Below are 25,439 nucleotides of genomic sequence, written 5' to 3'. Positions count from 1 at the left end.
GCCTCGACCCGCTAGAGTAAGTCCCTGGCTCTGGGGCCCGGTGAGAAATCCTGGGTGACGGACGCCGATGGTGGATGTAGTTCAGTTGGTAGAGCACCAGGTTGTGATCCTGGCTGTCGCGGGTTCGAGTCCCGTCATCCACCCCGACATGATGACCCCCGGGTCCGCATCGAGCGGACCGGGGGCCATCGTCGTCAGTGGACCAGGAGTTGTCGCGGCTCAGACTCCGGCCTGCGCCATCCGCGTGCTCGGACGGATGTAGTTGTACCAGGTCACCCCCAGCAGCGCGATGAAGAAGAAGACGTAAAACCACAGCGCGGGTTCGATGTTGCCGAATGCGCTCTTGGACCACGCGTAGGCCAGCGGCACGATGAAACCGCCGAACGCACCGACCGACGAGATGATGCCCAGGGCACCGGCCGCCTGGCGCCGCATGTTCGTCATGATCTCGGGCGTCCCGCCGGCATCCTCACCCTTGACGCGGAAGATCTTGGAGATCATCCGGTAGGTGGAGCCGTTGCCGATGCCGGTCGCGACGAACAGCAGCATGAAAGCGGCGAAGAACACCGGCAGGTTCTCGGCCTTGACCGACCACAGAGCGATGGCCGCACCCACTGCCAGTGCGACGAAGCTGAACGCGGTGATTCGGGCGCCGCCGATCACGTCGGAGAGCTTGCCACCCAGCGGCCGGGCGATCGATCCGATGCCGGCCCCGAGGAACGCCCAGGTGAGCGCGATGTCGCCGCGGTCGAACACTGCCTTCAGCAAGCTCGGGAAGGCCGCCGAGTAGCCGATGAACGACCCGAACGTACCGATGTAGAGCAGTGACATCACCCAGGTCTCCTGGTGGCGCAGCGACTCCCACACCGGCTTCACATCTGCCTTCGCCTCCGACAGGTTGTTCATGAACAAGAACGCGAGCACTGCGGCGGCCACGGCCAATGGTGCATAGAACAGGCCGGCATAGGACAGGGTGACCCCGCCGCCGATGACCACGATGGTCGGGATGATCTTCTGCGCAACTGCCACACCGATGTTTCCGCCGGCCGCGTTCAGTCCGAGGGCCCAGCCCTTCTCCTTCTCCGGGTAGAAGAAGGAGATGTTGGCCATCGAGGAGGCGAAGTTGCCGCCGCCGAAACCTGCGGTCGCCGCGATCACCAGCAGCAGAGCGAACGGGATGTCAGGATTGGACACCGCCCAAGCGAGTCCGATACACGGGATCAGCAGCAACAACGCCGAGATCACGGTCCAGTTCCGGCCGCCGAACACCGGCACGGCAAAGGTATACGGAAGCCGCAGAAAAGCACCGACGCCACTGGGCACGGCGACCAGCCACAGTGCTTGGGTGGTCGAGAGTGCGAATCCGGATGCGGCCGCGGTGCCATCGGAGTTGGCGGTCATCTGCACCACGACGATGCTCCACAGCAACCACACCGAGAATCCGATGTGCTCGGCGAAGATCGAGAAGCAGAGGTTCTTGAAGGCGACCCTCTTGCCGATCCTGTTCCAGAACGTCGGATCGTCGGGCTGCCAGTGGCGGATCCAATGACCTTGCTGATCGAGCAATACCTCGTCGGAGGTGCGCGAAGATTCCAGGGTTGAAGTCATCTCAAGGTACTTTCGTCGGTGAGAAGTGGCGACAGTGAACTGGGCGACGCTGCCCGAGAAGTACGCGATGAAGGTATGAACGGTTCGTTACCAGGTATGCATCATCCGGTTACACGACCATCAAGGTGCCCGCACACCCCCGCGCACCGCGTGTGAGGTGCCGCCCCTCACCTCGACGTGAGATCAGAACTGTTGTGATGCAACATTTTTCGACGACTCCCAGCCCCTCAACGCACCCCGGGGCAACCCGCCGCTGCACCGGCACGAAACGTTCACGTTCATGCCGTACCATCGCCGCCATGCTCGAGGACCTGAACAAGGCAGCGAAGAAGGCCGGACTGCACGTCGCACACGCCAAGAAGGACGGACTGTACTCCATCCGAAAGACCAAAAACGCCAAGCTGATCGCCAAGAACGTCGACGCGGATCAGGCTGCATCGATTATTGCCGACCACGCCTGACACACCCGGACCTCATCCGGACGCTCTCCGAGATCCACCCTCCCGACCCGGCCGTCGCGTCACCACGACACCCGCCGCGGCCCCGGGAGGGTGGATCTTTCGTTGCCCTGCCTCCGACAGGGCGCATGCGCTGGCGATCGGGTACCAGCCAGAAGGTGCGACGAGCGCCACACCGACCTGTTACCATGCCGTTACTTCAGGTCAAATGACCTAAACATTGCGTCGATAGCGTTGCTCGCACACCCAGGACCAGCGGGTCCACGGCACGGAAGGTCGCCATGAGCCAGGACATCTCACGTCGGCGTTTACTCGGTACAACACTGGCCGCGGCGGGGGCCGCAGTAGGTGCGTCCGCGCTGGGCGGGATCGGCCGTGCACGCGCCCTACCCGGCGACACCGTCGACGCCATCGTCGTCGGCGGTGGGCTCTCCGGGTTGGCCGCCGCCAAGTCCCTCGTCGCCGCGGGCGCCTCGGTGGTGGTACTCGAAGCTCGGGAGCGGGCCGGCGGCCGCGTCCACAACATCTCCTCACCGAAACTCGGGGCCACCCTGGATGCCGGGGCCGAGTTCATCGGACCGACGCAGAATCACATCGCCGCCCTTGCCCGCGAGTACGACGTGCGCACCATCCCCACCTACAACCAAGGCGACAGCATCTTCTGGAACAGCGGTCAGAGTTCACGCATGCCGGCCGCTTTGCCGCTGCCGCTGCAAGCCGAGACGCTGCAGGCGGGGGCTGGTCTCGCCAGGGCCCAGGCCGACGCGTTGGCCGGTTTCCCGGTCGGCGAGCCGTGGAAGCATCCCAATGCGCGCTACCTCGACTCGTTGACCTGGGAGCAGTACAGCCACCAGATCGCGACGACATCGACCGCCCGGGCGCTGATGCAGGTGGCCATGTCTGCGCCGCTGTCGGTCCGCCCGGACGAGGTCTCGGCTCTGTACTTCCTGAACTACATCGCCGCGTCCGGCGACGAGAACAACCCCGGCACCCTCATCCGCTTGTTGAGCACCGACGACGGCGCCCAGGAGAGCCTCTTCGAAGGGGGCGCCGCACTCATCCCACTGCGGATGGCGCGGGCCCTCGGCGACCGGATGGTCTACAACGCCCCGGTGCGGTCCATCGACTTCACCAGCGAGATCGCGACGGTGACCAGCACCGCCGGAACCTTCCGCGCGCGCAAGGTGATCGTCGCGATGTCGCCGGCCATCAGCGATCAGATCAGGTACTCTCCCGGACTCCCGGCCGCCCGGGTCGGCATCACCAGGGGCTATCACATGGGCGCGGTCAGCAAGTTCGCGGCGCTGTACCGCCGTCCTTTCTGGCGCGACAAGGGCCTGTCCGGCCAGGTATACGGCAACGGTCGACCCATCGATGTCACCTTCGAAAGCTACGCCGAGGATCGACACATCCTGATGGGGTTCATCTCCGCGGACGCCATGCGACGGCTGGACCGGGCACCGGAATCCCAGATCGTCCGCGAGTGCATCGGCAACTTCGTCGACTACTTCGGCCCCGAAGCACGCGATTTCATCGATCACGGCATCTACAAATGGGACCTCGACCCGTGGGCCCAAGGTGGCCCGGTGGCGGTCTCATCGCCGGGAACCCTGACCACCTACGGTCCCGCACTGCGCGCGCCGGTCGGTCCGGTCCACTGGGCGGGTACCGAGACAGCCGACTACTGGACCGGCTACATGGATGGCGCTGTCCGTTCGGGCAAGCGCGCAGCACAAGAAGTACTCGGCTCGCTGAACTAACCGATCCTCCATCCGGTACAGCAAGGACACATGATGGCTCGAATGCCCGTAGAGAAACGACGAGACCTGTTGCTCGACGCTGCGTTTCGGGTCATCGCACGTAGCGGCGTCGACGGCGCAACCACCCGAGCCATCAGCAGCGAGGCCCAGGTGACACTGTCGACCTTCCACTACGTCTTCGAGTCGCGCGACGATCTCCTCGCCGCACTGGTCGCACGTGGCACCGACAACGAGATCTCGGTGATCGCCGAGGCGTTGTCGGCGGCCGCCGAGGACCTCGTCGACGGATACGACGGCATCCGGCTCATGTTGCGGGAGAGTCTGTTCGGCTACATCGATGGTGTGGTGGCCGACCCCGACCGCGAACAGGCGATGATCTCGCTCAACCAGTACGCGCGCCAGACCAGCGATCTCGCCTGGCTCGGCGCCGACATGTACCGCCGGTACTACGCGGCCATCGCCGAGGGCCTGGCCCGGGCGGCGGCGCAGGCGCACGTCGAGTGGGACAGACCCGTCGTCGACCTCGCTCCCCTGGTGGTGGCGGCCACCGACGGGATCACGCTGGCCTACCTCAACACCCGGGACAGATCGATCTGCGATCGGATCGCCGAGGCGACCGTCACCTTGATGCTCGGACACGTCGTCCGGAGGTGACCGCGGCGTCATCGACCGCGACAGCGTCGTCGCACCACATCACAACCACACAGGGGGCGACATGGAAGTGACCAGGAGATCACTGCTCTTGGGAGCAGCAGCGACCACCGTCGGGGGCGGCGTCGCACTCGTTGCCGGGCAATCGACAGCGAGTGCGACGCCGAGCGGTCAGGCGCCGGCAGGGGGCAATGGTGCCGACGGCTATCTGATCGGCCGGGGTATCGCCGACATGACCGGCGCAATCGCGGGCCAGGGCATGATGGGCTATTCCGACGCCGATCAGGTCGCCGCCGGCCTCCTGCAACGATGCTGGGCGCGTGCCTACATCATCGTCGATCGGGGGACCGGGGAACGCGTCGTGTTCGTCACCAGCGACATCGCCTGCCTGTTCCAGTCGCACCACATGGGTGTGATGCCATTGCTGCACAAGCGTTTCGGCGATCTCTACACCGAGCGCAATGTGAACCTCAACGCCACCCATACGCACGCGTCGTGTGGTGGCACCGCGTGGGATTTCGCGTATTCGCTGGCCGCGTACGGCTTCAAGAAGAACTCTTATGACGCAGAGGTCAACGGTATCGTCACCGCCATCGCCCGCGCCCACGACGACCTCGCGCCCGGAACGATTTCGCTGGGCCGCAGCGAACTGCACGACGCGAGCCGCAACCGTTCTCGGGTTGCCTTCGACCTCAATCCCACTGCCGAGCGCCGGCAGTTTCCCGGCGCGATCGACCCGGCCGTCACCGTGCTACGCCTGAGCCGGGGCGGCACCGACGTCGGCGCCATCACGTGGTTCTCGACGCACGGTACTTCGCTGACCGACCGCAACCGGCTCATCGCCGGAGACAACAAGGGTTACGCGAGCTACCGCTGGGAGAGCACATCGCCGGGATTCGTCGCAGCATTCCCGCAGACCAACAGCGGCGACATGACGCCGAATCTCAACTTGATCAAGATGCATCCGAGCGGGCCGACCGACGACAACAAACGCAACTGCGAGATCGTCGGCGAGCGCCAGTATCTGGCCGGCCGCAGCGCATTCGACTCGGCGCGGCCGATGACCCGTGGCGGTGTCGACTCGATCGTGCGCTACGTCGACATGTCGGCGGTCCGGATCGACGGCATGTACACCCCGGAGGGTAAACCGGCCGCGACGACGCCGGCCATGATGGGCGCGGCCGGCGCGGCCACCAGCACGGAGGACAACTGGCGTTCCCAACTCGGGTTTCTTCAGGAGGGCGCCACGAACCCGGTGGTCGCGGCCTTCGGCGGCGACAAGCATCCGCCAGTGTCGCCGTGGATGCGCGACATGCAGGCGCCCAAGCTGATCGCCTTTCCACTCGGCCTGCTCCCGCCCGCTCCGTGGATCCCGCACGTGGTTCCACTGCAGCTGTTGCGCATCGGCGAACTCGTATTGGTCGCCATTCCGGCCGAGGTGACCATCGTCGCCGGATTGCGGTTGCGCACCGTTGTCGCCGATGCGCTCCGGGTCAGCCTGGACAACGTCCTCATCCAGGGCTATTCGAATGCCTACACGCAATACGTGACGACGCCCGAGGAGTATGACTCCCAGCAGTACGAAGGTGGTGAGACACAGTACGGTCGCTGGACGTTGTCGGCCTATCAGCAGGAATTCCACTCTCTCGCCGCCGCCATGGCGTCGGGCACCCCGCCCGGCCGAGGGCCGGCTCCGCTGGACAAGTCCGGTTTCCAACCCGATCTGCTACCATCACCACCTCCCGACCAGCCCATGGCCGGGCACGCCTACGGCGACGTCCTGGCTGCGCCGGAGCCCCGCTACCGCACGGGTAAAGTGGCCGCCGTCGAGTTCGTCGGCGCGCACCCCAACAACGACTTCCACACCGAGGGCACCTATCTGGAGGTGCAGCGCAGAACCGTAACGGGTTGGGCCACCGTCGCCGACGACAACGACTGGGAGACCACACTGCGCTGGCGGCGGCCGGCCGGCCAGAATGACGCATCGATCGTCCGGATCGAGTGGACGATCCCGGCACGGACCGTCGGCCGCTTCCGCATTCGGTATCGCGGTGACGCTCGCGGCGCCGACGGCAGCACGCGCCCGATCCACGGCGTCTCCCCCGGCTTCGCCGTCGGCTGATCGGCCGCCACCACCCAACGCGATAGGGTCAACAGGATTCACCGGCACGCACCGGGATTCACCTTGCACCGCACGACACTCACGAACAGGGAACGCCACCGCATGAAGATCATGAGACTCGTCGTCCTGACGCTTGCCGGCGTGGTCACAACTTTGCTCACCGTGGCCACCGCTACCGCACACGGCGCGCCGACGTCGCTCGCAGCGAGCCATCACACATTCGCGTCCACCGACGGTACGTCGATCACCTCGGTGCTGACCAACGCCACCTTTGGCCAGCACGACGCCGATGCGCTGACAGTGCTCGACCGGCACGGCAACACCATCGACCGAATCGCTCTGTCGATCCCACTCAACGGGGTCGACGTCCCACTGCGCACAACGGTCAGCGCAGATCGGACCACCGCCACCCTGGCGCCGCAGATCACCCCGGAGATCCGCGCCGCGATCGCGGCAGGCATGCATCCGGCGTCGGCCAAGAAGGATCGCGCCTACCAGAAGATGATCTGGCACATCAACAACGGGTGGAATCGCGGCGGCGGCGTGGCCACCGCAGTCGGCGCGATCGTCGGACTCATCGTGGGATGCCTGGTGCTGGTCGGCTGCATCTGGGGCGCCGGCGTGGGCGCGGCCATAGGAGCTGCCGTCGGGATCAACAACGGGGACCCGCAGGCCGGACAGGCAATCCTGACCTGGATCAATACGCCGTAGTCCCGGTCCCCCGGGAGCATCTCAGGTCCCGCGGAGGCGTGTCACCGCAACGTGGCGCGCATCAGCGAGACGTTGTATTGCGTCCAGGTCGACATGGTGAAGTACAGGTCGCGACCAGTCGACCACGGGTGCAGGAACCCACCGTAGAGCTGGGCATAGCGGGCCGAGTGCACCAGTTCGGCGGGCTCCGACCACAGTCCCTGCGGTGAACGCGCCGTACGCAGCACAATGGCTCCGCGGAATGCGTCGAGGTAGCTCAGTTGCCACCGCTGCGAGGCGGTGTCGTAGCGCGCCGACACCTCTCCGGCGGCGCCGGCGAACAGCGGCGACGCCACGTCCCCGTCCCGGGTCGGCACCCATCGGCCGTCGCGCCAGTATTGGTAGGCCGTCTTGTTGAGCACGTCGTCGGCGCGCACGCGGGCCAGGCCCACCGTGCCGATGCGCGACGTGGGCGTGCCGAACATGTAGACGTAACCGGCGTGCGGAACCATTGACGAGACCTGGAATCTGCTGGTGCCCAACAGATTGTCCCAGCGTGCGTACGGATCCTTGGTCCAGGTGGAACCATCGTCGTCGGAATAGGCCAACCCGCCGTGATTGGTCAGCCACACACCGGGGATCGGTCCCCACGTGCGAACCGACATGTAGCTCATGTACTGCCTGTCGCCGAGGGCGAAACCCGACGTCGGGATGGTGGTGATCTCGTAGCGGTTGACGTGACGGGCGCGCAGCACCTGCGCCGCATGACAGCGACTGTCCTGAACCATGGTGTCGATCGACATCCCGTCGTCGAGCCTGCGGTCGGAACTGAAGCCGAGCACGTTGCTGCGCCAGTCACCACCGTTGGCCCCCGGCGGAGTGAACCCCCGACCGAAGGTGTCGCCGAAGGCGATCGCGATCCGACCCGGCTCGGACTCCCACATGATGCCCAGGTCGGTGCCGTTGACCTGCCACCGCTTGTCGGTGCGGCTGGTCGAGCCCTTACCGGTGAGCGTCGACACGAAGTCGACCTCGGCGACCCGTGGTGCGCTCGGCTTGGCACTCACCGGCGCCGACGCCGTGCCCGGATGCACCACCGGCGGCCGCGGCGGGAGCGGCGCCGGGTCCGGGTTGGGGACCGGCACCGGGATGTCCTGGGGAGCGGGATCGAGGGTGATCTTGGGGAACTCGATGGACAACGCCGGCCCGACGTCGCGCGGCCCGGGCGGGTCGGTGATGTCCGGACACGGGTCGGTGCACGGGTCCTGCGGGGGCAACTCAGACGGTATGCGGGTAGGCGGTTCCGCCGCCGATTCGGGCTCCGGCACCGGCACGATGCGCGGATACGGCAGAGGGATGCCGATCCGGTCTGGGATCAGCTCACGTGGATCGAATGGCGCCGGCGACGGCTTCGGCGGTAGATCTGCCGCGCAGCCCGAGCTGGGTAACCACGGCGGTGTCGGTGATCCGTCGGCGACGGCCGGCGTCGTGCCGAGCATCGCCGCGGCCAGACCCACGCAGACGCCCAGCACACCCACCGAGCGCGCGCACCGCGTCATCAGTCCCTCCTCGACCCCAGGTCAGGAGAGAATGTAACACCCGTCACGTCTGATGGGCGGCACGCGCACCGATCACCTCACAGGGACCGGGCGATGATCTCCTTCATGATCTCGTTGGTGCCCGCATAGATCTTCTGTACCCGGTTGTCGGCCCACATGCGCGCGATGGGATATTCGTTCATGTAGCCGTAGCCGCCGAAGAGCTGCAGGCATTCGTCGGCGACCACCATGGCCCGATCACTGGTCCACCACTTGGCCATCGCCACCGTGGGGATGTCGAGACGTCCGTCGAGGTGCTTGACGATGCAATCATCGACGAACACTCGAGCGATACGCGTCTCGGTGGCCGCCTCGGCGAGTTTGAACTTCGTGTTCTGGAAGCCGAAGATCGGTCGTCCGAATGCGGTGCGGTCCTTGGTGTACTCCAGGGTCTGCGCCACGGCCGCTTCCATCCCGGCGACCGAGGCCACCGCGATGATCAACCGTTCCTGCGGAAGCTGCTGCATCAGCTGGATGAAGCCCTGCCCCTCCTCGGCGCCCAGCAGATTCGAGGTCGGTACGCGGACTCCGTCGAAGAACAGCTCGGAGGTGTCCTGCCCGCGCTGGCCGACCTTGTCGAGGACGCGACCGCGTCGGAACCCCTCGCGTTCGGCTTCGACCAGAATCAACGAGATGCCCTTGGCACCCTCGCCGACGTCGGTCTTCGCGACGACGATGATCAGGTCGGCCTGGCCACCGTTGGTGATGAAGGTCTTCGATCCGTCGATGACATACTCGTCACCTTGCCGGCTCGCCTTGGTCTTGACATTCTGCAGATCCGAACCGGTACCGGGTTCGGTCATCGCGATCGCGCCGACCACCTCGCCGCTGGCCATCTTCGGCAACCAGGTCTGCTTCTGCTCCTCGGACCCGTAGGCGAGCAGGTAGTGCGCGACGATGCCGTTGTGCAGGCTCGCACCCCACGACGAATCAGCGATCCGCGCCTGCTCCTCGATCAGCACCGCTTCATGGGCGAAGGTTCCGCCACCGCCGCCGTATTCCTCCGGGATCGACATGCACAGCAGGCCGAGCTCCCCCGCCTTGTTCCACAGCTCACGGTCCACGTGGTGCTGGTCGATGAACCGCTCGATGTTGGGCTTGATCTCCTTCTCGCAGAAGCTGCGGGACAGATCGCGCAGAGCGGCGAGTTCGTCGGTTTCCCAGGCAGAGCGGTCGGTCATCAGGCATCCTTCACGATCGGCGAGATTGTCATCGCCGATCGTAACAGTGATCGATGGCATAGTTGGCGCGCGGCCGGAGCCCGACCGCTCCGGTTGACCGACTCAGGCGTCGGCGTTGCCCTTCGACCACTCCGACCACGGGATGTTCCAGTCGCCGAGACCGTCGGTCCCGGACAGGGTCCCGCCCCCGGTGTTCTTCACGATGACCGGGTCGCCGCGCAGGGTGTTCTGCATAACCCACAACGCGTCGTCGGGGCTCAGATTCAGACAGCCATGGCTGGTGTTGGTATTGCCCTGCGCCCACACCGACCACGGCGCCGAGTGGAAGAAGATGCCGCTGTAGGACATCCGGGTCGCATAGTCGACCGGCGTGCGATATCCCTCGGCAGCGTTGATCGGGACGCCGTAGGTCGACGAGTCCATGATGATGTGCTCATGCTTGTCCGACACCAGGTAGACCCCGTTGTCGGTCTCGTGCCCCGGCTTGCCCATCGATGTCGGCATCGAGCGGATGACGTTGCCGTCGCGTGCGAACGTCACCTGCTTGGTGTTGTCGTCGGAGGTGATGATCATCGAACGACCGATGGTGAAGTTGGTCTTCACATTCTGTTGACCGAACAGCCCGTCGCCGAGGTCGATGCCGTAGGTGTTGACCGCAACGTCGACCTTGGTGCCGCTCTCCCAATAGTTCTGTGGGCGCCACCGGACTTCGGAGTCGCTGATCCAGTAGAAGGCGCCCTCCACCGGCGGGTTGGTCGTGATCCTGATGGCGTCCTGGGCGGCCTTGCGGTTCGGGATCGGTTCGTCGAACTTGATCGCGACCGGCTGGCCGACGCCGACGGTCTCGCCCGGCGACGGAGTCAGATACGGCAGCGTCAGATTGTTGGGGGCCTGAGTGGTGAACGACACCCGCTTGGTGGTGCGGCCGCCGATGCCTACGGCGTCGGCCTGCAACGTGTAGGTGCGGTTGTATCCCAGGGGCTCGGCACTGGTCCACGTGGTGGCGTCCTCCGACAACACGCCCTTGACCGGCGAGCCGTCCGACTTGTCGATACGAACTCCGGTGATCGAACCCTCGCTGGCCGCGACCGTGATCGGCGCACCCGGCTGGATACCGACCGCTTGGTCGGCCAACGGCCGGTTGGCCAACTCGGTGACGGTCATACCCGGCCGCAGCATGTCGTCAAACAGGTTGGAGCTGCTGACATCAGGCGAGTACGTCGCGTCCTGAGAACACGCGGACACCATGGCGATGACGGCGGCGAGAACGCCGAACAGGGCCAGCGGTGACCGCCGGCCGGTGCGGGTACGACTGATCCGCATGAATCTCCTCCTGGGAACACCTACGAACTCACCGTGCGACGTCGACGACGTAAGGATCTCCCCCTCGAGAGCACGGTCGATGTCAAGTGTACGAGACAATCCTGGGCCGGATTGTCCGAGTCGATCGGGTGTCCGACTCGGAGCCTTCTCGACAGAAAAGACGCCCCGCGCTACGCGGAGCGTCTTGAATGTCTGGTGCGCCATCAGGGACTCGAACCCCGAACCCGCTGATTAAGAGTCAGCTGCTCTGCCAATTGAGCTAATGGCGCTTGCCGGTGCGAGAAGGAACCTTACATGTCGGGGCGACAGAAGTGAAATCGCCTCCTCACAACGCCGGGAACCACAGGCGGATCAGGCGTTACCCTTCTTCCACACCGACCACGGGATGTTCCAATCCCCGAGCCCGTCGTCGCCGGGAAGCGGTGGGCCCACGGTGTTCTTGACCTGAACGATGTCACCGCGCAGCGCGTGATCGAGGAACCACTTCGCGTTGGCCGGGCTCACGTTCAGACACCCGTTGCTCACATCGTCGACCCCCTGATCGCCGAGGGACCACGGTGCCGAGTGCACGTAGATGCCGCTGAAGGAAATCCGGGTGGCGTCATAGACGGTCTCCCGGTACCCCTCGGCCGAGTTGACCGGCACTCCATAGGTCGACGAGTCCATGATCACGCTGGGCTCGCGTTCGGCGACGATGTAGGTGCCGGTGTTGGTGGGGGTGGCGTCTTTGCCCATCGAAGTGGGCATCGTCTTGACCACCTTGCCGTTCACCGACACGGTGATCTGCTCGGTGTCGTCGTCGGCGACCGCGACGAGGCTGCGACCGACCGTGAAATTCGACGTCAGATTGTTGTCCCCGAACACACCGTCCCCGAGATCGATCCCCTTGGCGTCGACGCTGACCTTGACCTTGGTGCCGGGCGCCCAGAAATGCTCGGGCCGCCACCGCACCATGCTGTCGTTGATCCAATAGAACGCGCCCTGCACCGGCGGGTCGGTGGTCACGGTGATCGCGTTCTGCGCGTTGCGTTTGTCGGCTACGGGTGTGTCGAAGTTGATCGCGACGGGTTGTCCGATGCCGACCGTCTCACCGTCGGCGGTCACCGTGGACGCATATGCCAGCGACTCGGCCGACGCGGTGGTGAAGCCGATCTTGCGCGCGCCGACGCCGTCGACACCGCGTGCCGCGGCGTTCAACGTGTAATCCGTCCCGAAGTCCAATGCCCCGGACGAGGTCCACCGGGACCCGTCCGCGGACGTCGATCCCGCGACCGGGCCATCGGGCCCGGCGATCACCACCGACGACAGACTGCCGTCACGAGCGGTCACGGTGATCGGCGCGCCGGGCATCACGCCGACGGCGTTGTCGTTCATCGGGGTGTCGCCCCACCCGGTCACCGAGATGGTCGGTTGTGCCAGCGAATCGAGGCTCTGCGCATCGGTGACGGTATCGGGGTAGCTCGGCGCCAGTGAGCATCCGGCCAGGCTGGCCGCCACCACGACGATTGCCGCCGCGGCGCCGCGGGCGCGGATGGTCCGCGGCGTCTCGCCGCGGGCCGGCGTCACTTCATGATCTTTCGAACCACCAGGACCACCACGACGGCACCGACACCGGCCAACGCATACTTGACCGCCGGCGAGTTCAATGTCGCCACCGCCTTCTCCTTGGCGTCGGCGGCCAGCCGTTGCGGACTCGTGCGCTCGGCCAACGTGTCCAGGGTCTTGGCGAGATCTTCTCGCGCCTGCGCGATCTCCTGCTCGATACGTTCGGTATCCCCGGACACGTGGTTCCTCCCAATGGTCGACGGCACTGCGGTTGCGTTCACCTGTTCACGACGGGCTCGAGTCACGCGGGCCCGAGAGTCTGCGACCCAGGTCGCCGCGCGTCGCACTCGACTTTTCGAGGGTACGGCATGGGCGACGTCGCGCCCGGTGGACGGCGCGACGAACCTCCGTGTCGACCGACACCGATCCGGGCGTTCGCGACAACCCACCCCAGTGACCACAGGTGATCTCCATCGACGATCGACTAGCCTGACCTACATGTCAGCAACCACGCGGCTGTCCGTCGGAGACCCCGCCCCCGCGTTCACCCTTCCCGACGCCCAGGACAACGCGGTGTCTTTGTCCGACTACGCCGGCCGGAAGGTCATCGTCTACTTCTATCCAGCAGCTGCAACTCCCGGCTGCACCAAGCAGGCATGTGATTTTCGCGACAACCTCGCCGAACTCAATGATTCCGGCATCGATGTCGTCGGGATCTCCCCGGACAAACCGGCCAAGCTGGCGAAGTTCGTCGCCGACGAAGGTCTGACGTTCCCGCTGCTGTCGGACCCGGAGAAGAAAGTGCTCACCGAATGGGGGGCATTCGGGGAGAAGAAGATGTACGGCAAGACGGTCACCGGGGTCATCCGATCGACCTTCCTGGTCGACGAGAACGGCACGATCGCCGCCGCCCAGTACAACGTCCGAGCCACCGGCCACGTCGCCAAGCTGCGTCGCGACCTGTCGGTGTGACGGTCGCCCGCAGGACCGACGACGATGTCCGCACCCCTTGCCGAGCCGCTGCTCCCGCGTAAACGCCCCACACAGGAGCGCAGCAAGAAGAAGTTCTCTGCGATGCTGTCCGCGGCACGCGATCTGCTCATCGAGGTGGGCTTCGAGTCGCTGACGTGCGAGGAGATCGCGTCGCGGGCCGAGGTGCCGATCGGGACGCTGTATCAGTACTTCGCCAACAAGTACGTCATCGTGTGTGAGCTCGATCGACAGGACACCGTCGGCGTCCAAGACGAACTCGCCGCCTTCTCCACCGAGATCCCGTCACTGGAGTGGCCCCACCTCCTCGAGAGGTTCCTGGACCATCTCGCTGCACTCTGGCGCGACGATCCCTCGCGGCGGGCGGTGTGGCTGGCGGTCCAGTCCACGCCGTCCACCCGCGCAACAGCGTCGGAGAACGAACGCGCACTCGCCGATCAGGTCGCCCGCATCCTCGCCCCGCTCACCCCGACCCAGCGCAACCGGCGCGAGATGATGTCGCAGGTGCTCGTACACACGGCGTACTCGGTGCTCAGTTTCTCCGTCCAGGATGGTCACGACCACGACGAGACGGTCGCCGAACTCAAGCGCATGCTGGCCGGCTACCTGCTTCTCGAGGAGACCACAGCGGAGGAGTGAGGTCGGCTGGTTCGCGCGGGTCCACCCAGTTCGCGCGCCCGGCAACTTCTCGCGCGTGAAATTGCGCGCGCGGTTGATCAGCAGGCGCGCGACAAGAATTCGATGGCACCGCGGCGGTCGGTCGTGCGTCCAATGGGTATGACCACCTATCCCACCGATGAGCACGGCCTCATCTTTCGTTCCACAGCCCTCGCCGCCGGATACACCGACAACGAACTGACCCGAGCGCGTCGACGCGGCGACCTGGTATCCGTCGGTTCGGGTACCTCGGTGACACCTGCCGAACGTACACCCGAGCAGTTGCATCGGCTGTCGGCGATCGCTGCGAGTAAGCAGGCGACCAAGCCGATCACGCTCAGTCATCAGAGCGCAGCGACACTGCACCAGCTGGCGATGCTCAAACCCAACTTCCGGCGCGTCCACACCACGACCGGCAGAAGTCATGGCGCGCATCGCAGCTCGACCCGGCACGAACACACCGGAACGTTGACCGAGTCCGAGGTCGTCGTTGTGGACGGCTTCCGGGTGACGTCGCTGGAACGCACCGCGGTAGATGTCGCGTGTACGACGCCGCACGGGTTCGCTGGTGCGCTGAGCGTGTTCGACTCAGCGCTGCGAGCAGGCGCCGATAGTGAGGTGATGCGCGCGATGCTCCGGCGTCGCCGGCATGGCGTAGGGCAGGCGCGACGCGCACTGCACCACGCGGACGGCGCGTCCGAGAACCCCGGCGAATCGTGGACCAGGGCTCAGCTCATCGAGGCCGGTTTACCGATCCCGCGCCTGCAGAACGAGTTCTACGACGAAGACGGAGAACACGTCGCCCGGACCGACTTCGACTGGGCAGGGCTCCTCGTGGCCGAGTTCGACGGGGACGTCAAGTATCGCAAGCATCTCAAGCCTGGTGAGACACCATTTCAGGCGATGAAGAGGGAGAAGACCCGAGAGGACGCCCTTCGTAAGCTCGGCATCATGGTGATCCGGTGGACCTGGAAGGATCTCGAAAAAGGAGTCGTAGCGGCGCAAGCCCGCGCTTGGCTCGCACGTCTGAACCTGATGGCCGCCTGACTTCGCGCGGCCGCCGACCACTCACGCGTGAAATTTCACGCGCGGTTGATCAGCGGCCGCGCGAACTCGTCAGATGCCCTCGAGGATGGCGACGGCAGCGGCGGTGTCACCGTCGTGGGTCAACGAAATGTGCACCCGGGTGTCGGCGAGCAGGTCGCCGATCTCACCGCCGAGCCGGATGGCCGGGCGGCCCCAGTTGTCGGTGACGACCTCGATGTCGCTGTGACGGATCAACGGCAGCAACGGCTGTCGGGAGAACCGACTCACCGACCAGGCCTTCACCACGGCCTCTTTCGCGGCCCAGCGCGCAGCGAGATGACGGGCCTCGTCTCCGGTTCCGGCGGCGGCGTCGCGACGTTCGCGAACCGTGAACCGGTCCGCGAACGTCGTACCGGGTTGGCGCAACTGCTCGCCGAACTCCGGGATCGACACGATGTCGATCCCCACACCCAGCACGCTCATCGCCGCATCCGCGCCCGCGGTCACACCGCCTCGCCGGCGTAGCTGCCGTCGGCGCCCAGGCGGACCGACGGGTTCAGGAGCAGGCCGGCTTCGGCGTCGTGCTCGTCGAGAGCCTCGTCGAAACGGCGGTTCGGCGGCCGCTTGTAGGCCGGCTCGACACCGCACATTGCTTCGAGTAGACGGTGATTGCCCTTGCGCGCCCGCTCGGCGGACACCTGTCGGTACTGAGCGGCCTGCTCTGCGTCGAGCGTCGCGATGAACGCCTCCGGGTGGACCACCGCGATCAGGCCCGACACATGACCGAAGCCGAGGCTGGTGAGCAGACCCGCCTTCAACGGGAACCGCTCCCCCAGGTGCAGGGTCTCACGCGCCCAGACCAGATGCGGGTATTCGCGCATCTGCTCGTCGACACAATCGAGGCTGCGGTTGGGCGGGATGACGCCGTCACGCAGCAGCTGGCACAGACCGATCAGCTGGAAGGCGGCGGCACCACCCTTGGCGTGACCGGTCAACGACTTCTGCGAGACGACGAACAGCGGTGCGCCGTCGCCTCGACCGATGGCCGACGCGATGCGCTCGTGCAGTTCGGACTCGTTGGGGTCGTTGGCCCGCGTCGACGTGTCGTGCTTGGAGATGACCGCGATGTCGTCAGGGCTGACACCGAGCGCGTTGAGTGCGTTGGCCAGCGGCGAGGACTGGTTCCCGCGGGCGGCACCCAGCGCACCCAAGCCGGGTGCCGGGATCGACGTGTGCACACCGTCGCCGAAGCTCTGTGCCCACCCGACGACGCCGAGGACCGGCAGACCCATCTGCGCGGCGACGTCGCCACGGGCGAGCAGGATCGTTCCGCCACCGGCGGATTCGACGAACCCGCCGCGACGACGATCGTTGGCCCGGGAGAACCGACGCTCATCGATCCCGCGCGCCGACATCTTGGCCGACTCGGCTGTCGCCGACATGTCACCGAATCCGACGATGCCCTCGATGCCGAGGTCGTCGAAACCACCGGCCACCGCGAACAGCGCCTTGCCGACGCGGATCTTGTCCACGCCCTCCTCGACCGACACCGCGGCCGTCGCGCAGGCGGCGACCGGATGGATCATCGCGCCGTAGCTGCCCACATAGGACTGGACCACATGTGCGGCAACGATGTTCGGCAACGCCTCCTGCAGGATGTCATTGGCCTTCGACTCGCCGAGCAGCGTATTGATGTAGAGCTCGCGCATCGAGGTCATGCCGCCCATGCCGGTGCCCTGGGTATTGGCCACCAGACCCGGGTGGACCCACCGCATCAGCTCGGACGGGGTGAATCCCGATGAGAGGAACGCGTCCACGGTCGCGACCAGGTTCCACAGCGCCACCCGGTCGATCGACTCGGCCATGTCCGGGGTGACACCCCACCGGGTCGGGTCGAAACCGGTCGGAATCTGACCGCCGACGGTACGCGACAGTGAGAACTGTCGCGGTACCCGGATCTCGGTGCCGGCCAGACGGGTCACCTGCCAGTCACCGGTCTCGGCGTTCTCGGCGACCCGGGTCTTCTGCGGGTTCGCCGCGGCGAATGCCCGGGCCTCGGCCTCCGAGCTCACCGTGAAGGTGAGGTCCTCGTCGAGGAACACCGAGGTGAGCAGCGGCGAGGTGTTGTCCACCATCGCACCCTCGTCCGCGTAGCGGCGGATGCCGCAGCGTGAGACGACCTCGTCGTGGTAGCGCTCGAAGATCTCGCTCTCCGGCACCGGGTCACCGGACTCGGTGTCGTACCAGCCCGGCTTGGGCGCGGTGTCCCAGTGGATCAGGCCGGTGTTCCACGCCAGCTCCACAACACCCGCGGCCGAAAGCTTCTCGTCGACCTCCATCTCGAACCGGGTGCGAGCCGAACCGTACGGGCCCAGCTCGCCGGCGCCGACGATGACCACGAGGTCTTCGGGTCGGGCGTCGATCGACGGCCACTGCGGGGTCATCGACTTCGGTGCACGGGCCGGTGCGGGCAACGCCGCGACCGTCGCCACCTCGCGCTCGTCGGCCGGCTCCTCTTCGGCTGCCGTCTCAGCGGCTGCCGATGCGAGGGCCTTGAGGTCGATAGACGGGTCGAGTCCACCGGTGAAGTCGGCGACGATGGCTGCGCTACGCGCGCTCTCCCGCTGCTCCGGCGTGCACAAGCCGAGCAGGTTGGCGGCCATCTCGTCGGTGCTCCAGGTGCGGACACCGGCAGCCTCCACCGCATCGACCATGCCGTCGTTGTGACCCATGAGTCCGGTTCCGCGGACCCAACCGATCAGCGCATGCGCGAGGGTCGTCTTCTGGTTCCAGGAATCCTCGGCGCCCCATCGGGTGACCAGGGCATCCAGTGCGGCCTTGCTCTCGCCGTAGGCGCCGTCGCCGCCGAACATGCCGCGGTTGGGCGAACCGGGCAGCACCACGTGCATGCGGGCAGCGATGTCGTGGTCGGCGTGGATATCGGCCAGACCGGCGATGAGCCGTTCCACCGACCACAGCAGCACCTTCATCTCCAGCTCGGCCCGAGCGCCCGCGTCGGTGAGGTCACCGGCGACCCGCGGCGCGGCGAACGGGAACAGCAGGGTGGGCTTCATCGTCGGCTTGATGACCGATGTGGTGCCACCGAGGTTCTCGGTCTGCTCCGCACCGATCCACTCGACGAGGTCGTCGACGTCGGTGTAAGAGGCCATGTTCGCCGGCGCCACCCACAGGGCGGCGTCGTAACGTGCGTTCTCCCGGTAGAGCTTCTTGTAGAACGCGAGCTTCGCCGAGTCGAGGCGCGAGGTGGTCGCGACCACGGTCGCACCGCCGGCCAACAGTCCACCGATCACGCCGGAGGCGATCGAACCCTTACCCGCACCGGTGACCACAGCGATCTCGCCGGCGTACTGCCCGGCACCCGGAGCCTCCGCAGCATTCGCGATGTCGGCGAAAATCCGTGCGTGCACGGCATTTCCACCCGACAACGCCTTGCCCTGCCACCAGGTGGCATGCTGCGCGACGGTGTCACCAGCCCCGGTGAAGCGCGCGACAACCGAGTCGTGATCGGTGTCGAGTTCACTCTCGGCGGTCAGCCAGATACGAACCAGGTCCTCACGGCTGGTCGCCCACCGGTCGTCGACGAGGACGACCTTGGCGGTGTCGAAGGCCGGCGCGACGGTGCGCGCCCAGTCGGAACCGAGTTCGGCGCTGACGCGTTCGGCCACAGCGGCGTTCGGGTCATCGACGATCTCGGCGGTCGAGGCATCGTCGGCCAAACCGAGCTTGGCCAGGACGGTGTACGCGGCCGACGCCAACGCTCCCGAACGTCCGGTGATCTGCTCGGTGAACTCGCCGAGAGCCGCGGCGTCCACGGTGGCGCCGCCACCGCCCTCGGCGGCGGGCTTGGCCACCGAGATGCCCCTCTGCGCACCGACCGAAGTGACGGCGCGGTCGATCAGGGCGTCGAGCGCATCGGCGTTGGCCAGCGGCCCGTCGAGCAGGTTGCCCAGATCTTCGCCACGCACGCTGGCGCCCTCGCGGGTACCGAGCGCCACGGCCACAGCGGTGTGCAGACCCCAACCCTCGCCGAGCTGCCACACGTTGGTCACGCGATCGGTGATGTATGACTGGCGCTTTCCGACCGGTCCGAGGACCTTGCGGATCTGGTCACCGACGGCATCGGTGAGCACCGGCCCCAGCGGGCGGTAGCCGCGGGCCAGGGTGTTGACCGTCGAGGAGAGTGCGTTCATGTCCGCTTCGGCGGCACCGTCGATGGCACCGAGGCCGAGTTCGCCGCCGATGTCGAGCAGCAGCTGGTTACGACGTGACGAGACGCCATCGCACAGTGCCTCGATGGTGTCGGCCGAACCGATCTGATCGGTGCGCATCTTGGTCCACAGCGCGATCACCGAGCGGACCGCGTCGGCCGGGCCGAAGGCGATGTCGTCGGGCCGCGGTCCGGCGGCGGCCGCCGGAGCCGGAGCCGCTGCGGGCGCGGGTGCCGGGGCCGCCGCAGCCGCCTCAGTGGCCTCCGTTGCCGGGGCGGCCAACTCCTCGACCTCGGCCTCGGGCTCAGGACCGGAGTCCTTGGCCAGGATGACGTCCGAGTCGCGCTCGACGTTGACGACCTCGGTGGTCGCCGATGCGTAGTCGTCGAGTTTGAGGGTGTTGCCGGCGAGACCCGCCAGTGTCGGCGCCCCCTTCAGGCCGATCTCGACGAACCGCTGGATACCCAGACCGTCACGTTCGGTGCCGGCGAAGAGCAGCTCCTGGGTTTCGATCCAGCGCACCGGGCTGGCGAACTGCCAGGCAAGGAGTTCGATGAGGATGACGCGAGCCAGATCGCTCGGCCTCTCCGCCCACGAATCCCAATCGGCGAGAACCGCATTCAACGGGTCCGAGGGCACCAGTGCCGCGATCTCCTCGACGAACGGACGCTCGAGGTTGAACAGCCGCGGCACGAGGTTCGGGATGTAGTGGCCGACGAGGATCGCGGGGTCGAAGTGCTCGGGCAGCAGATCCTCGAGCTTGGACCGGAACTCCGGCACACCGGCGCGAAGCACACTGGAGTGGAACGGCACGTCGATGCCGGGCACCAGAATGAACGACTTCTTGCCACCGAATTCCAGTCGGCGACGCTCGATCTCGTTCTCCAGGTGCTCGAGCCCGCGGACCGTGCCGGCGATCGCGTACTGCGAGCCGAGCAGGTTGAGGTTCACGACCTCCAGGAACTCACCGACCGAGTCGCCGACCTCGGCGACGAATGCGGTCACCTCGGAGTCGGCCAGGCCGAACTGGCTCGGGCGGATGGCGGCCATCCGATAATCGCTGCGGCCCAGTTCGTCTCGCGGCACGAGATGGTGCATGGCCTCGCCACGCTGGAACACGACCTCCAGGACGGCCTCCAGCGGAAGGACGCCCGCGCACGCTGCCAGCGCGTTGTACTCGCCCACGGAGTGGCCGCAGGTGATGGCACCCTCGACGAAGCCACCCGACTCCTTGAGCTCGGCGATCTGCGCGACGCCCAGGGTCGCCATCGCGACCTGGGTGAACTGCGTCAGGTACAGCACGCCGTCGGGGTGGTTGTAGGTGGTCCCGTTGGCCACCAACGTGGTCGGGTTGTCGCGCACCACCGCGAGGATGGAGAAACCGAGCGCGGCGCGGGTGTGCTTGTCGGCACGGTCCCAGATCTCGCGGGCGGCCTTCGAGCGCGATCGCGCATCGAGACCCATCCCCTTACTCTGGATGCCCTGGCCGGGGAATGCGTAGACGGTGCGCGGCGCGGCGAGCAGGCCGGTCGCGCTCATCACCAGGTCGTCGCCGACCTTGGCGGACACCTCCACGACCTCTCGTCCGGCATCGAGTCCGACCCGGTCGACCCGGACCGTGATCGAGTCGCCGGTGCGCACCATGCCCAGATAACGCGCGGTCCATCCGATCAACGGACGCGGCGACGGGATCGGGTTCTTGCCGTCGGTGGCGGTGACGACCTGCTGGGCTGCGGCCGACAGCCACATGCCGTGCACGATCGGGTCACCGAGCCCGGCCAGTCGGGCCGCGTTGGCATCGGTGTGGATCGGGTTGCGGTCACCGGAGACCGCGGCGAAACCGGTCATCCTGCTCGGGGCCGTGATGGTCGCCTGCCGCAGGAGTTTGCGGGTGGCCGACTGTTCGGCGCCGGCGGCGCCACCGGCCCGGGCGGGGTCGCTGAGCTGCTCGGCTCCGAGTCGCCCGCGAATGGCGAAGCGCTCATGCAGGTGCGCGATCTCACCGGACGGCCCGGCGATGTCGACGCTCACCTCGACGACCCGGCCCACCTCGGTGTCGTGTACCGCGCCGGCACGTGCGGTCACGGTGAGTTCTGTCGCAGTGGTGGGGATATCACCGACCAGCGTGACGGCGTGGTCGAGATGGACCAGATCGAGCAGTCCTTCCACCACCGGCGCACCCGACGCGGTGCGTGCCGCGCCGATGACACTGAAGACACTGGGCCACGAGGAACCGACCAGCGTGTCCGGGACGGCGAAGCCGAAGGGTTCGGTCGGCGTCGTCGGACGCAGATGCGCGGGCATCGTGTAGCCGGTGACGGCGGCGTGATCGGCGACGTCATCTGGATTCCAGCCGACCGTGGTCACCGACACGCCGTCGGACACCTCGGCCAGCGAACCGCCGGCGGCGACGGTGAGGATCTCCGACATCGCGGTGGCGGCCTCGTCGACGCCGACGCGTGGGTTTCCACCGTCGCGGATCGTCTCGTCGACGTGCAACGGAATACGCACCGACGCACCGGAAATGGGGGTGATCAGATCGAATCGCGTCCCGTCGAGTCGCTCGGCGTCGCCGGCAACCCGCTCGAGGACCGATCCGGTCGGCTCGTGTTCTGCGCGGTCGGGATCGACCAGCTGCCAGCGATCCACGTCACCGAGAAGCGCGATGGGGTTGGGAACCATCCGACCGACCCAGTCGACGTCGTCGGCCTCGAGCACCGCGACGATCGCGCCGTCGCCGCGGACCATCCCGGCGTCCTTGCGGGTGTCGGTGGCGAGCGCCTCGACACCGGTCCCCTGCAGGTCGGTTACCACCTGTGCCTCGAAGCGGTCGAGCAGATCACCCACGGGCTCATCGACGCGGGTGATACCGGACACCGCAACCGGACCGGGGATCACGCAGACCGCGTCGGCCGGGTAGCGGGCATCGTGAGCCTGCCACAGGGAGTCGCTACGCCACCAGCGGCGCACGTCCTTGTCGATGACGGGCACGAAGTTCACCGGCTTGCCCGGGGTGCGGCAGAGCTCCAGGAAGAAGGCCACATCAGCCGGATGCAGCACGTCACGCTCGATCTGCGGGTACACGCTGCCGATCGCGTCGATGGCGGCGTGCGGGTCGTCGGTGGAGCCCAGCGCGCCGAACATCGTCGGGATGTCGCCCGAGTCGGCCGGGTTCATCCGCGCCTCGGTGCGCTGCAGCATGTCGACAAACCGCTGCTGCCAGGTGATGTCGGCCCACGGGTACTGGTCGGCACGACCGTCGCCGACCGCGAGGGTTGCGTAGCGGTCCAGCCACTCGCGGTAGGTCATCTCGGCGATGTCGCCGAAGTAGGGCTTGGCGGTACCGGCCATCGCAGCGATGATCTCGTCGCGGCGTTCGGCGACGGCCTCGGCGTCACCGGCGACCTCGTCGAGCAGTCGGCCGCACTGGGAGGCCGTGTTGTCGATCTCGTGGATGTCGGCACCGAGTTGGCTGCGCCCCGATGCCATTCCGGCGGTGGCGTGTCCGGCACCGATCCATTCTTCGCAGCCGACAGTGTCCACCAGCAGCTGTTTGACCTCGGGGGCGGTGGTGGCCTCTTTGGCGGCCATCGCCGCGGTGCCGACCAGGATGCCGTCGAGCGGCATCGCCGGATATCCGTAGGCCGACGACCAAGCGCCGGTCAGGTATTCGCTGGCGCGCTCGGGCGTGCCGATGCCTCCGCCGACGCAGATGATGACGTTGTCGCGCGCGCGCAGCTCACCGTAGGTGGCCAGGAGCAGGTCGTCGAGGTCCTCCCACGAGTGGTGGCCACCTGCGCGGCCCCCCTCGATCTGCACGATCACCGGGTGATGGGGCACCTCGGCGGCGATCCGCACGACGGCCCGGATCTGCTCGACGGTGCCCGGCTTGAACGCCACGTAGTGCAGGCCGGCCTCGACGAACTCGTCGACGAGGGCGACCGCGTCCTCGAGTTCGGGGATGCCGGCCGAGACCACGACTCCGTCGATCGGGGCGCCCTGCGCGCGGGCCTTCTGCACCAGGCGCTTGCCGCCCAGCTGCAGCTTCCACAGGTAGGGGTCGAGGAACAAGGCGTTGAACTGCGCCTGCCGACCTTCGTCGAGCAGATCGGTGAGACGTGCCACGTTGTCGGCGAAGATCTGCTCGGTGACCTGACCGCCACCGGCGAGTTCGGCCCAGTGGCCGGCGTTGGCGGCCGCGGCGACGATCGCCGGGTCGACGGTGGTCGGGGTCATGCCGGCCAGCAGCATCGGCGAACGTCCGGTGAGCCGCGTGAACGCGGTGTCGACCGCGGTGCGACCGTTCGGCAGCGTGATCAGTTGCGGGGCGAACTGCTGCCACGGGCGGGCGACCTCGGGGATGCCGCCGGGGCTGAAGAGGTTGCGTTGACCCTGACGCAGCGCCGCGGGTACCAAGCCCACGCCCTGTCCGCGTACCAGAGTCGACGTCAGCCGGGTGGCCAGATCACCGGGACCGAAGTCCAGGACCCACTTGGCCCCCTCCGACACGACGCCGTCGACGGTGGCAACCCAGTCCACCGGGTCCACCAGCACGGCACGCGCATGCCGCACTGCGGTGTCGACGTCGATTCCGCACGCCTCGGCCCACTGTGCGACCAAATCGACCGCGGGCTGCATCGTCGGATGGTGGAACGCAACGCTGACGCCCAGGTGATCGAACTTCGGCGCGAACGGCGCGCCGCCGGTGACCTTGCGCTTGCGCTCGTCGGCTTCGGCCTCGGCGATGCGCTCACAGAACGCGGCAAACGCGGCGAGATGACGCGGGGCGCCCGACAGGGCGACCGACCGGCGCCCGTTGTTGATCGCCAGAACCGGCGCGGCGGCCCGTTCGGCCTCGCTCAGCGCGGCGCGGTACTCGACGAGGATCTCCGAGACACGTTCCGGGGCGACTCCGCTGACCGCCAGCATCGGACCGCCGTCGGTGGAGGTCGCCAGCCCGCGGCGACGAGCGATCAAGGTGCCGGCGGCACCGATCAGCTGAGCAATCGCCAGTAGCAGCCCCTGCCCGGTCTCGGCGACATGACCGTCGGCACCGATCGCGTCGGTCGCGATCGCGCCCTGGGAGTGACCGATGACGGCGCGCGGCGCGATGGCCGCGGTGTCGAGGCCCTGCTTCTTGAGCGCTTCGATGGCAGCGAGTTGGGTGAGCAACACACCGGGGCCGGACAGGGTGAAATCGGCCAGCTCGGTATCGCTCGGGACCGGCTCTTCGGCGTCGAGTGCGCGGACCCAGGTCAGCGGGTGGAAACCGTCGGCCAGCGCGATGGTGACCTGATCGGCCACCGGATCGATGATGCGCTCGGCGGCAGCCACGATCTTGGCGATGCGGTGTTCCAGATCGGCATCGACGACGAGCTCGGCCAGGGTGGGCAGCCACGGCGAGCCCTGCCCGCCGAAGCTGATGGCATACGGCTCGCCGTCGGCGAGACGATCGATCAGCGTCGCAGCGGGGCGATTCGAGTGCGCGGCACCCTGCGCTCCGGAGCGGTAATGGTCGACGGTCACGGGCACTCCTCTTGTCTCGACACGTCACGGAGGTGTCGGGTCACGGGTTTGGGGCGGTTGTCGGCGGCGGGGGTC

General features: G+C 66.9%; 16 protein-coding genes and 2 tRNA genes. 9 read left to right on the top strand and 9 right to left on the bottom strand.

The genetic code is table 11. The features are described from left to right. Positions 1-70: 70 nt before the first annotated feature. Positions 71-143: transfer RNA gene (locus tag VX037_RS15770), tRNA-His, on the top strand. Between the two features lie 76 nt (positions 144-219). On the opposite strand, the gene VX037_RS15765 is transcribed toward VX037_RS15770, so the two are convergent. After that, positions 220-1,608 carry an MFS transporter gene (locus VX037_RS15765; RefSeq protein ID WP_328714885.1) on the bottom strand — a complete coding sequence of 463 codons (1,389 nt, stop codon included), beginning with the start codon at positions 1,606-1,608 and terminating at the stop codon, positions 220-222. Between the two features lie 299 nt (positions 1,609-1,907). Between VX037_RS15765 and VX037_RS15760 the strand changes: the two genes are divergently transcribed. The 5 genes from VX037_RS15760 to VX037_RS15740 all read left to right on the top strand — a co-directional run bounded on the left by VX037_RS15760 (position 1,908) and on the right by VX037_RS15740 (position 7,310). Next, the gene (locus VX037_RS15760) at positions 1,908-2,069 is read left to right on the top strand and encodes a hypothetical protein (RefSeq protein ID WP_235725134.1); all 162 of its coding nucleotides are present in this window, start codon (positions 1,908-1,910) and stop codon (positions 2,067-2,069) included. 278 nt (positions 2,070-2,347) lie between these two features. Then, positions 2,348-3,826 carry a flavin monoamine oxidase family protein gene (locus VX037_RS15755; protein WP_328714883.1) on the top strand — a complete coding sequence of 493 codons (1,479 nt, stop codon included), beginning with the start codon at positions 2,348-2,350 and terminating at the stop codon, positions 3,824-3,826. A gap of 33 nt (positions 3,827-3,859) precedes the next feature. Next, positions 3,860-4,480 (top strand): TetR/AcrR family transcriptional regulator, encoded by a 621-nt coding sequence (locus VX037_RS15750; RefSeq protein WP_372475232.1) that lies wholly within the window; start codon positions 3,860-3,862, stop codon positions 4,478-4,480. 61 nt (positions 4,481-4,541) lie between these two features. Next, a complete protein-coding gene (locus tag VX037_RS15745; RefSeq protein WP_328714882.1) occupies positions 4,542-6,599 on the top strand; it encodes a neutral/alkaline ceramidase in 2,058 nt (685 codons plus the stop codon). Positions 6,600-6,701: 102 nt separating this feature from the next. Then, positions 6,702-7,310, top strand: a complete 609-nt coding sequence (locus tag VX037_RS15740) for a hypothetical protein (RefSeq protein ID WP_328714881.1) — start codon at positions 6,702-6,704, stop codon at positions 7,308-7,310. 41 nt (positions 7,311-7,351) lie between these two features. Here the strand turns inward: VX037_RS15740 and VX037_RS15735 are convergent, their stop codons facing one another. The 6 genes from VX037_RS15735 to VX037_RS15710 all read right to left on the bottom strand — a co-directional run bounded on the left by VX037_RS15735 (position 7,352) and on the right by VX037_RS15710 (position 13,175). Next, on the bottom strand, positions 7,352-8,848 hold the full coding sequence (locus VX037_RS15735) for a DUF4185 domain-containing protein (protein WP_442903684.1): 1,497 nt from the start codon (positions 8,846-8,848) through the stop codon (positions 7,352-7,354). 77 nt (positions 8,849-8,925) lie between these two features. Continuing rightward, complete coding sequence (locus VX037_RS15730) at positions 8,926-10,068, bottom strand: acyl-CoA dehydrogenase family protein (protein WP_235725139.1); 1,143 nt, start codon at positions 10,066-10,068, stop codon at positions 8,926-8,928. A 102-nt stretch (positions 10,069-10,170) separates the two neighbouring features. Continuing rightward, a complete protein-coding gene (locus VX037_RS15725; RefSeq protein ID WP_328714880.1) occupies positions 10,171-11,391 on the bottom strand; it encodes a L,D-transpeptidase in 1,221 nt (406 codons plus the stop codon). Between the two features lie 193 nt (positions 11,392-11,584). Next, positions 11,585-11,660 (bottom strand) — tRNA-Lys (locus tag VX037_RS15720). An 82-nt stretch (positions 11,661-11,742) separates the two neighbouring features. Continuing rightward, the gene (locus VX037_RS15715; RefSeq protein ID WP_442903683.1) at positions 11,743-12,957 is read right to left on the bottom strand and encodes a L,D-transpeptidase; all 1,215 of its coding nucleotides are present in this window, start codon (positions 12,955-12,957) and stop codon (positions 11,743-11,745) included. Further along, entirely contained in the window at positions 12,954-13,175 is a 222-nt protein-coding gene (locus VX037_RS15710; RefSeq protein ID WP_235725141.1) for a DUF3618 domain-containing protein, read from the bottom strand. The genes VX037_RS15715 and VX037_RS15710 overlap by 4 nt, the downstream gene beginning before the upstream one ends. 259 nt (positions 13,176-13,434) lie before the next feature. Here VX037_RS15710 and bcp point away from each other — a divergent pair, with 259 nt between their 5' ends. From bcp to VX037_RS15695, 3 genes are all read left to right on the top strand, one after another. Further along, positions 13,435-13,908 carry a thioredoxin-dependent thiol peroxidase gene (gene bcp, locus VX037_RS15705; protein WP_235725142.1) on the top strand — a complete coding sequence of 158 codons (474 nt, stop codon included), beginning with the start codon at positions 13,435-13,437 and terminating at the stop codon, positions 13,906-13,908. 24 nt (positions 13,909-13,932) lie between these two features. Next, positions 13,933-14,565, top strand: a complete 633-nt coding sequence (locus VX037_RS15700) for a TetR family transcriptional regulator (RefSeq protein WP_328714878.1) — start codon at positions 13,933-13,935, stop codon at positions 14,563-14,565. 132 nt (positions 14,566-14,697) lie between these two features. After that, positions 14,698-15,630, top strand: coding sequence for a hypothetical protein (locus VX037_RS15695; RefSeq protein WP_328714876.1), 933 nt, complete (start codon positions 14,698-14,700; stop codon positions 15,628-15,630). A gap of 69 nt (positions 15,631-15,699) precedes the next feature. Here VX037_RS15695 and acpS read toward each other — a convergent pair whose 3' ends face one another. Further along, positions 15,700-16,092, bottom strand: a complete 393-nt coding sequence (gene acpS / locus VX037_RS15690) for a holo-ACP synthase AcpS (RefSeq protein WP_235725204.1) — start codon at positions 16,090-16,092, stop codon at positions 15,700-15,702. A gap of 20 nt (positions 16,093-16,112) precedes the next feature. Then, the gene (locus VX037_RS15685) at positions 16,113-25,364 is read right to left on the bottom strand and encodes a polyketide synthase (protein WP_328714874.1); all 9,252 of its coding nucleotides are present in this window, start codon (positions 25,362-25,364) and stop codon (positions 16,113-16,115) included. Positions 25,365-25,439: the final 75 nt, after the last annotated feature.

Origin of the sequence: Gordonia sp. Z-3 (genome assembly GCF_036233855.1) — a bacterium.
Classification (GTDB): domain Bacteria; phylum Actinomycetota; class Actinomycetes; order Mycobacteriales; family Mycobacteriaceae; genus Gordonia; species Gordonia tangerina.
This window is presented reverse-complemented; position numbering and strand designations above follow the sequence as displayed.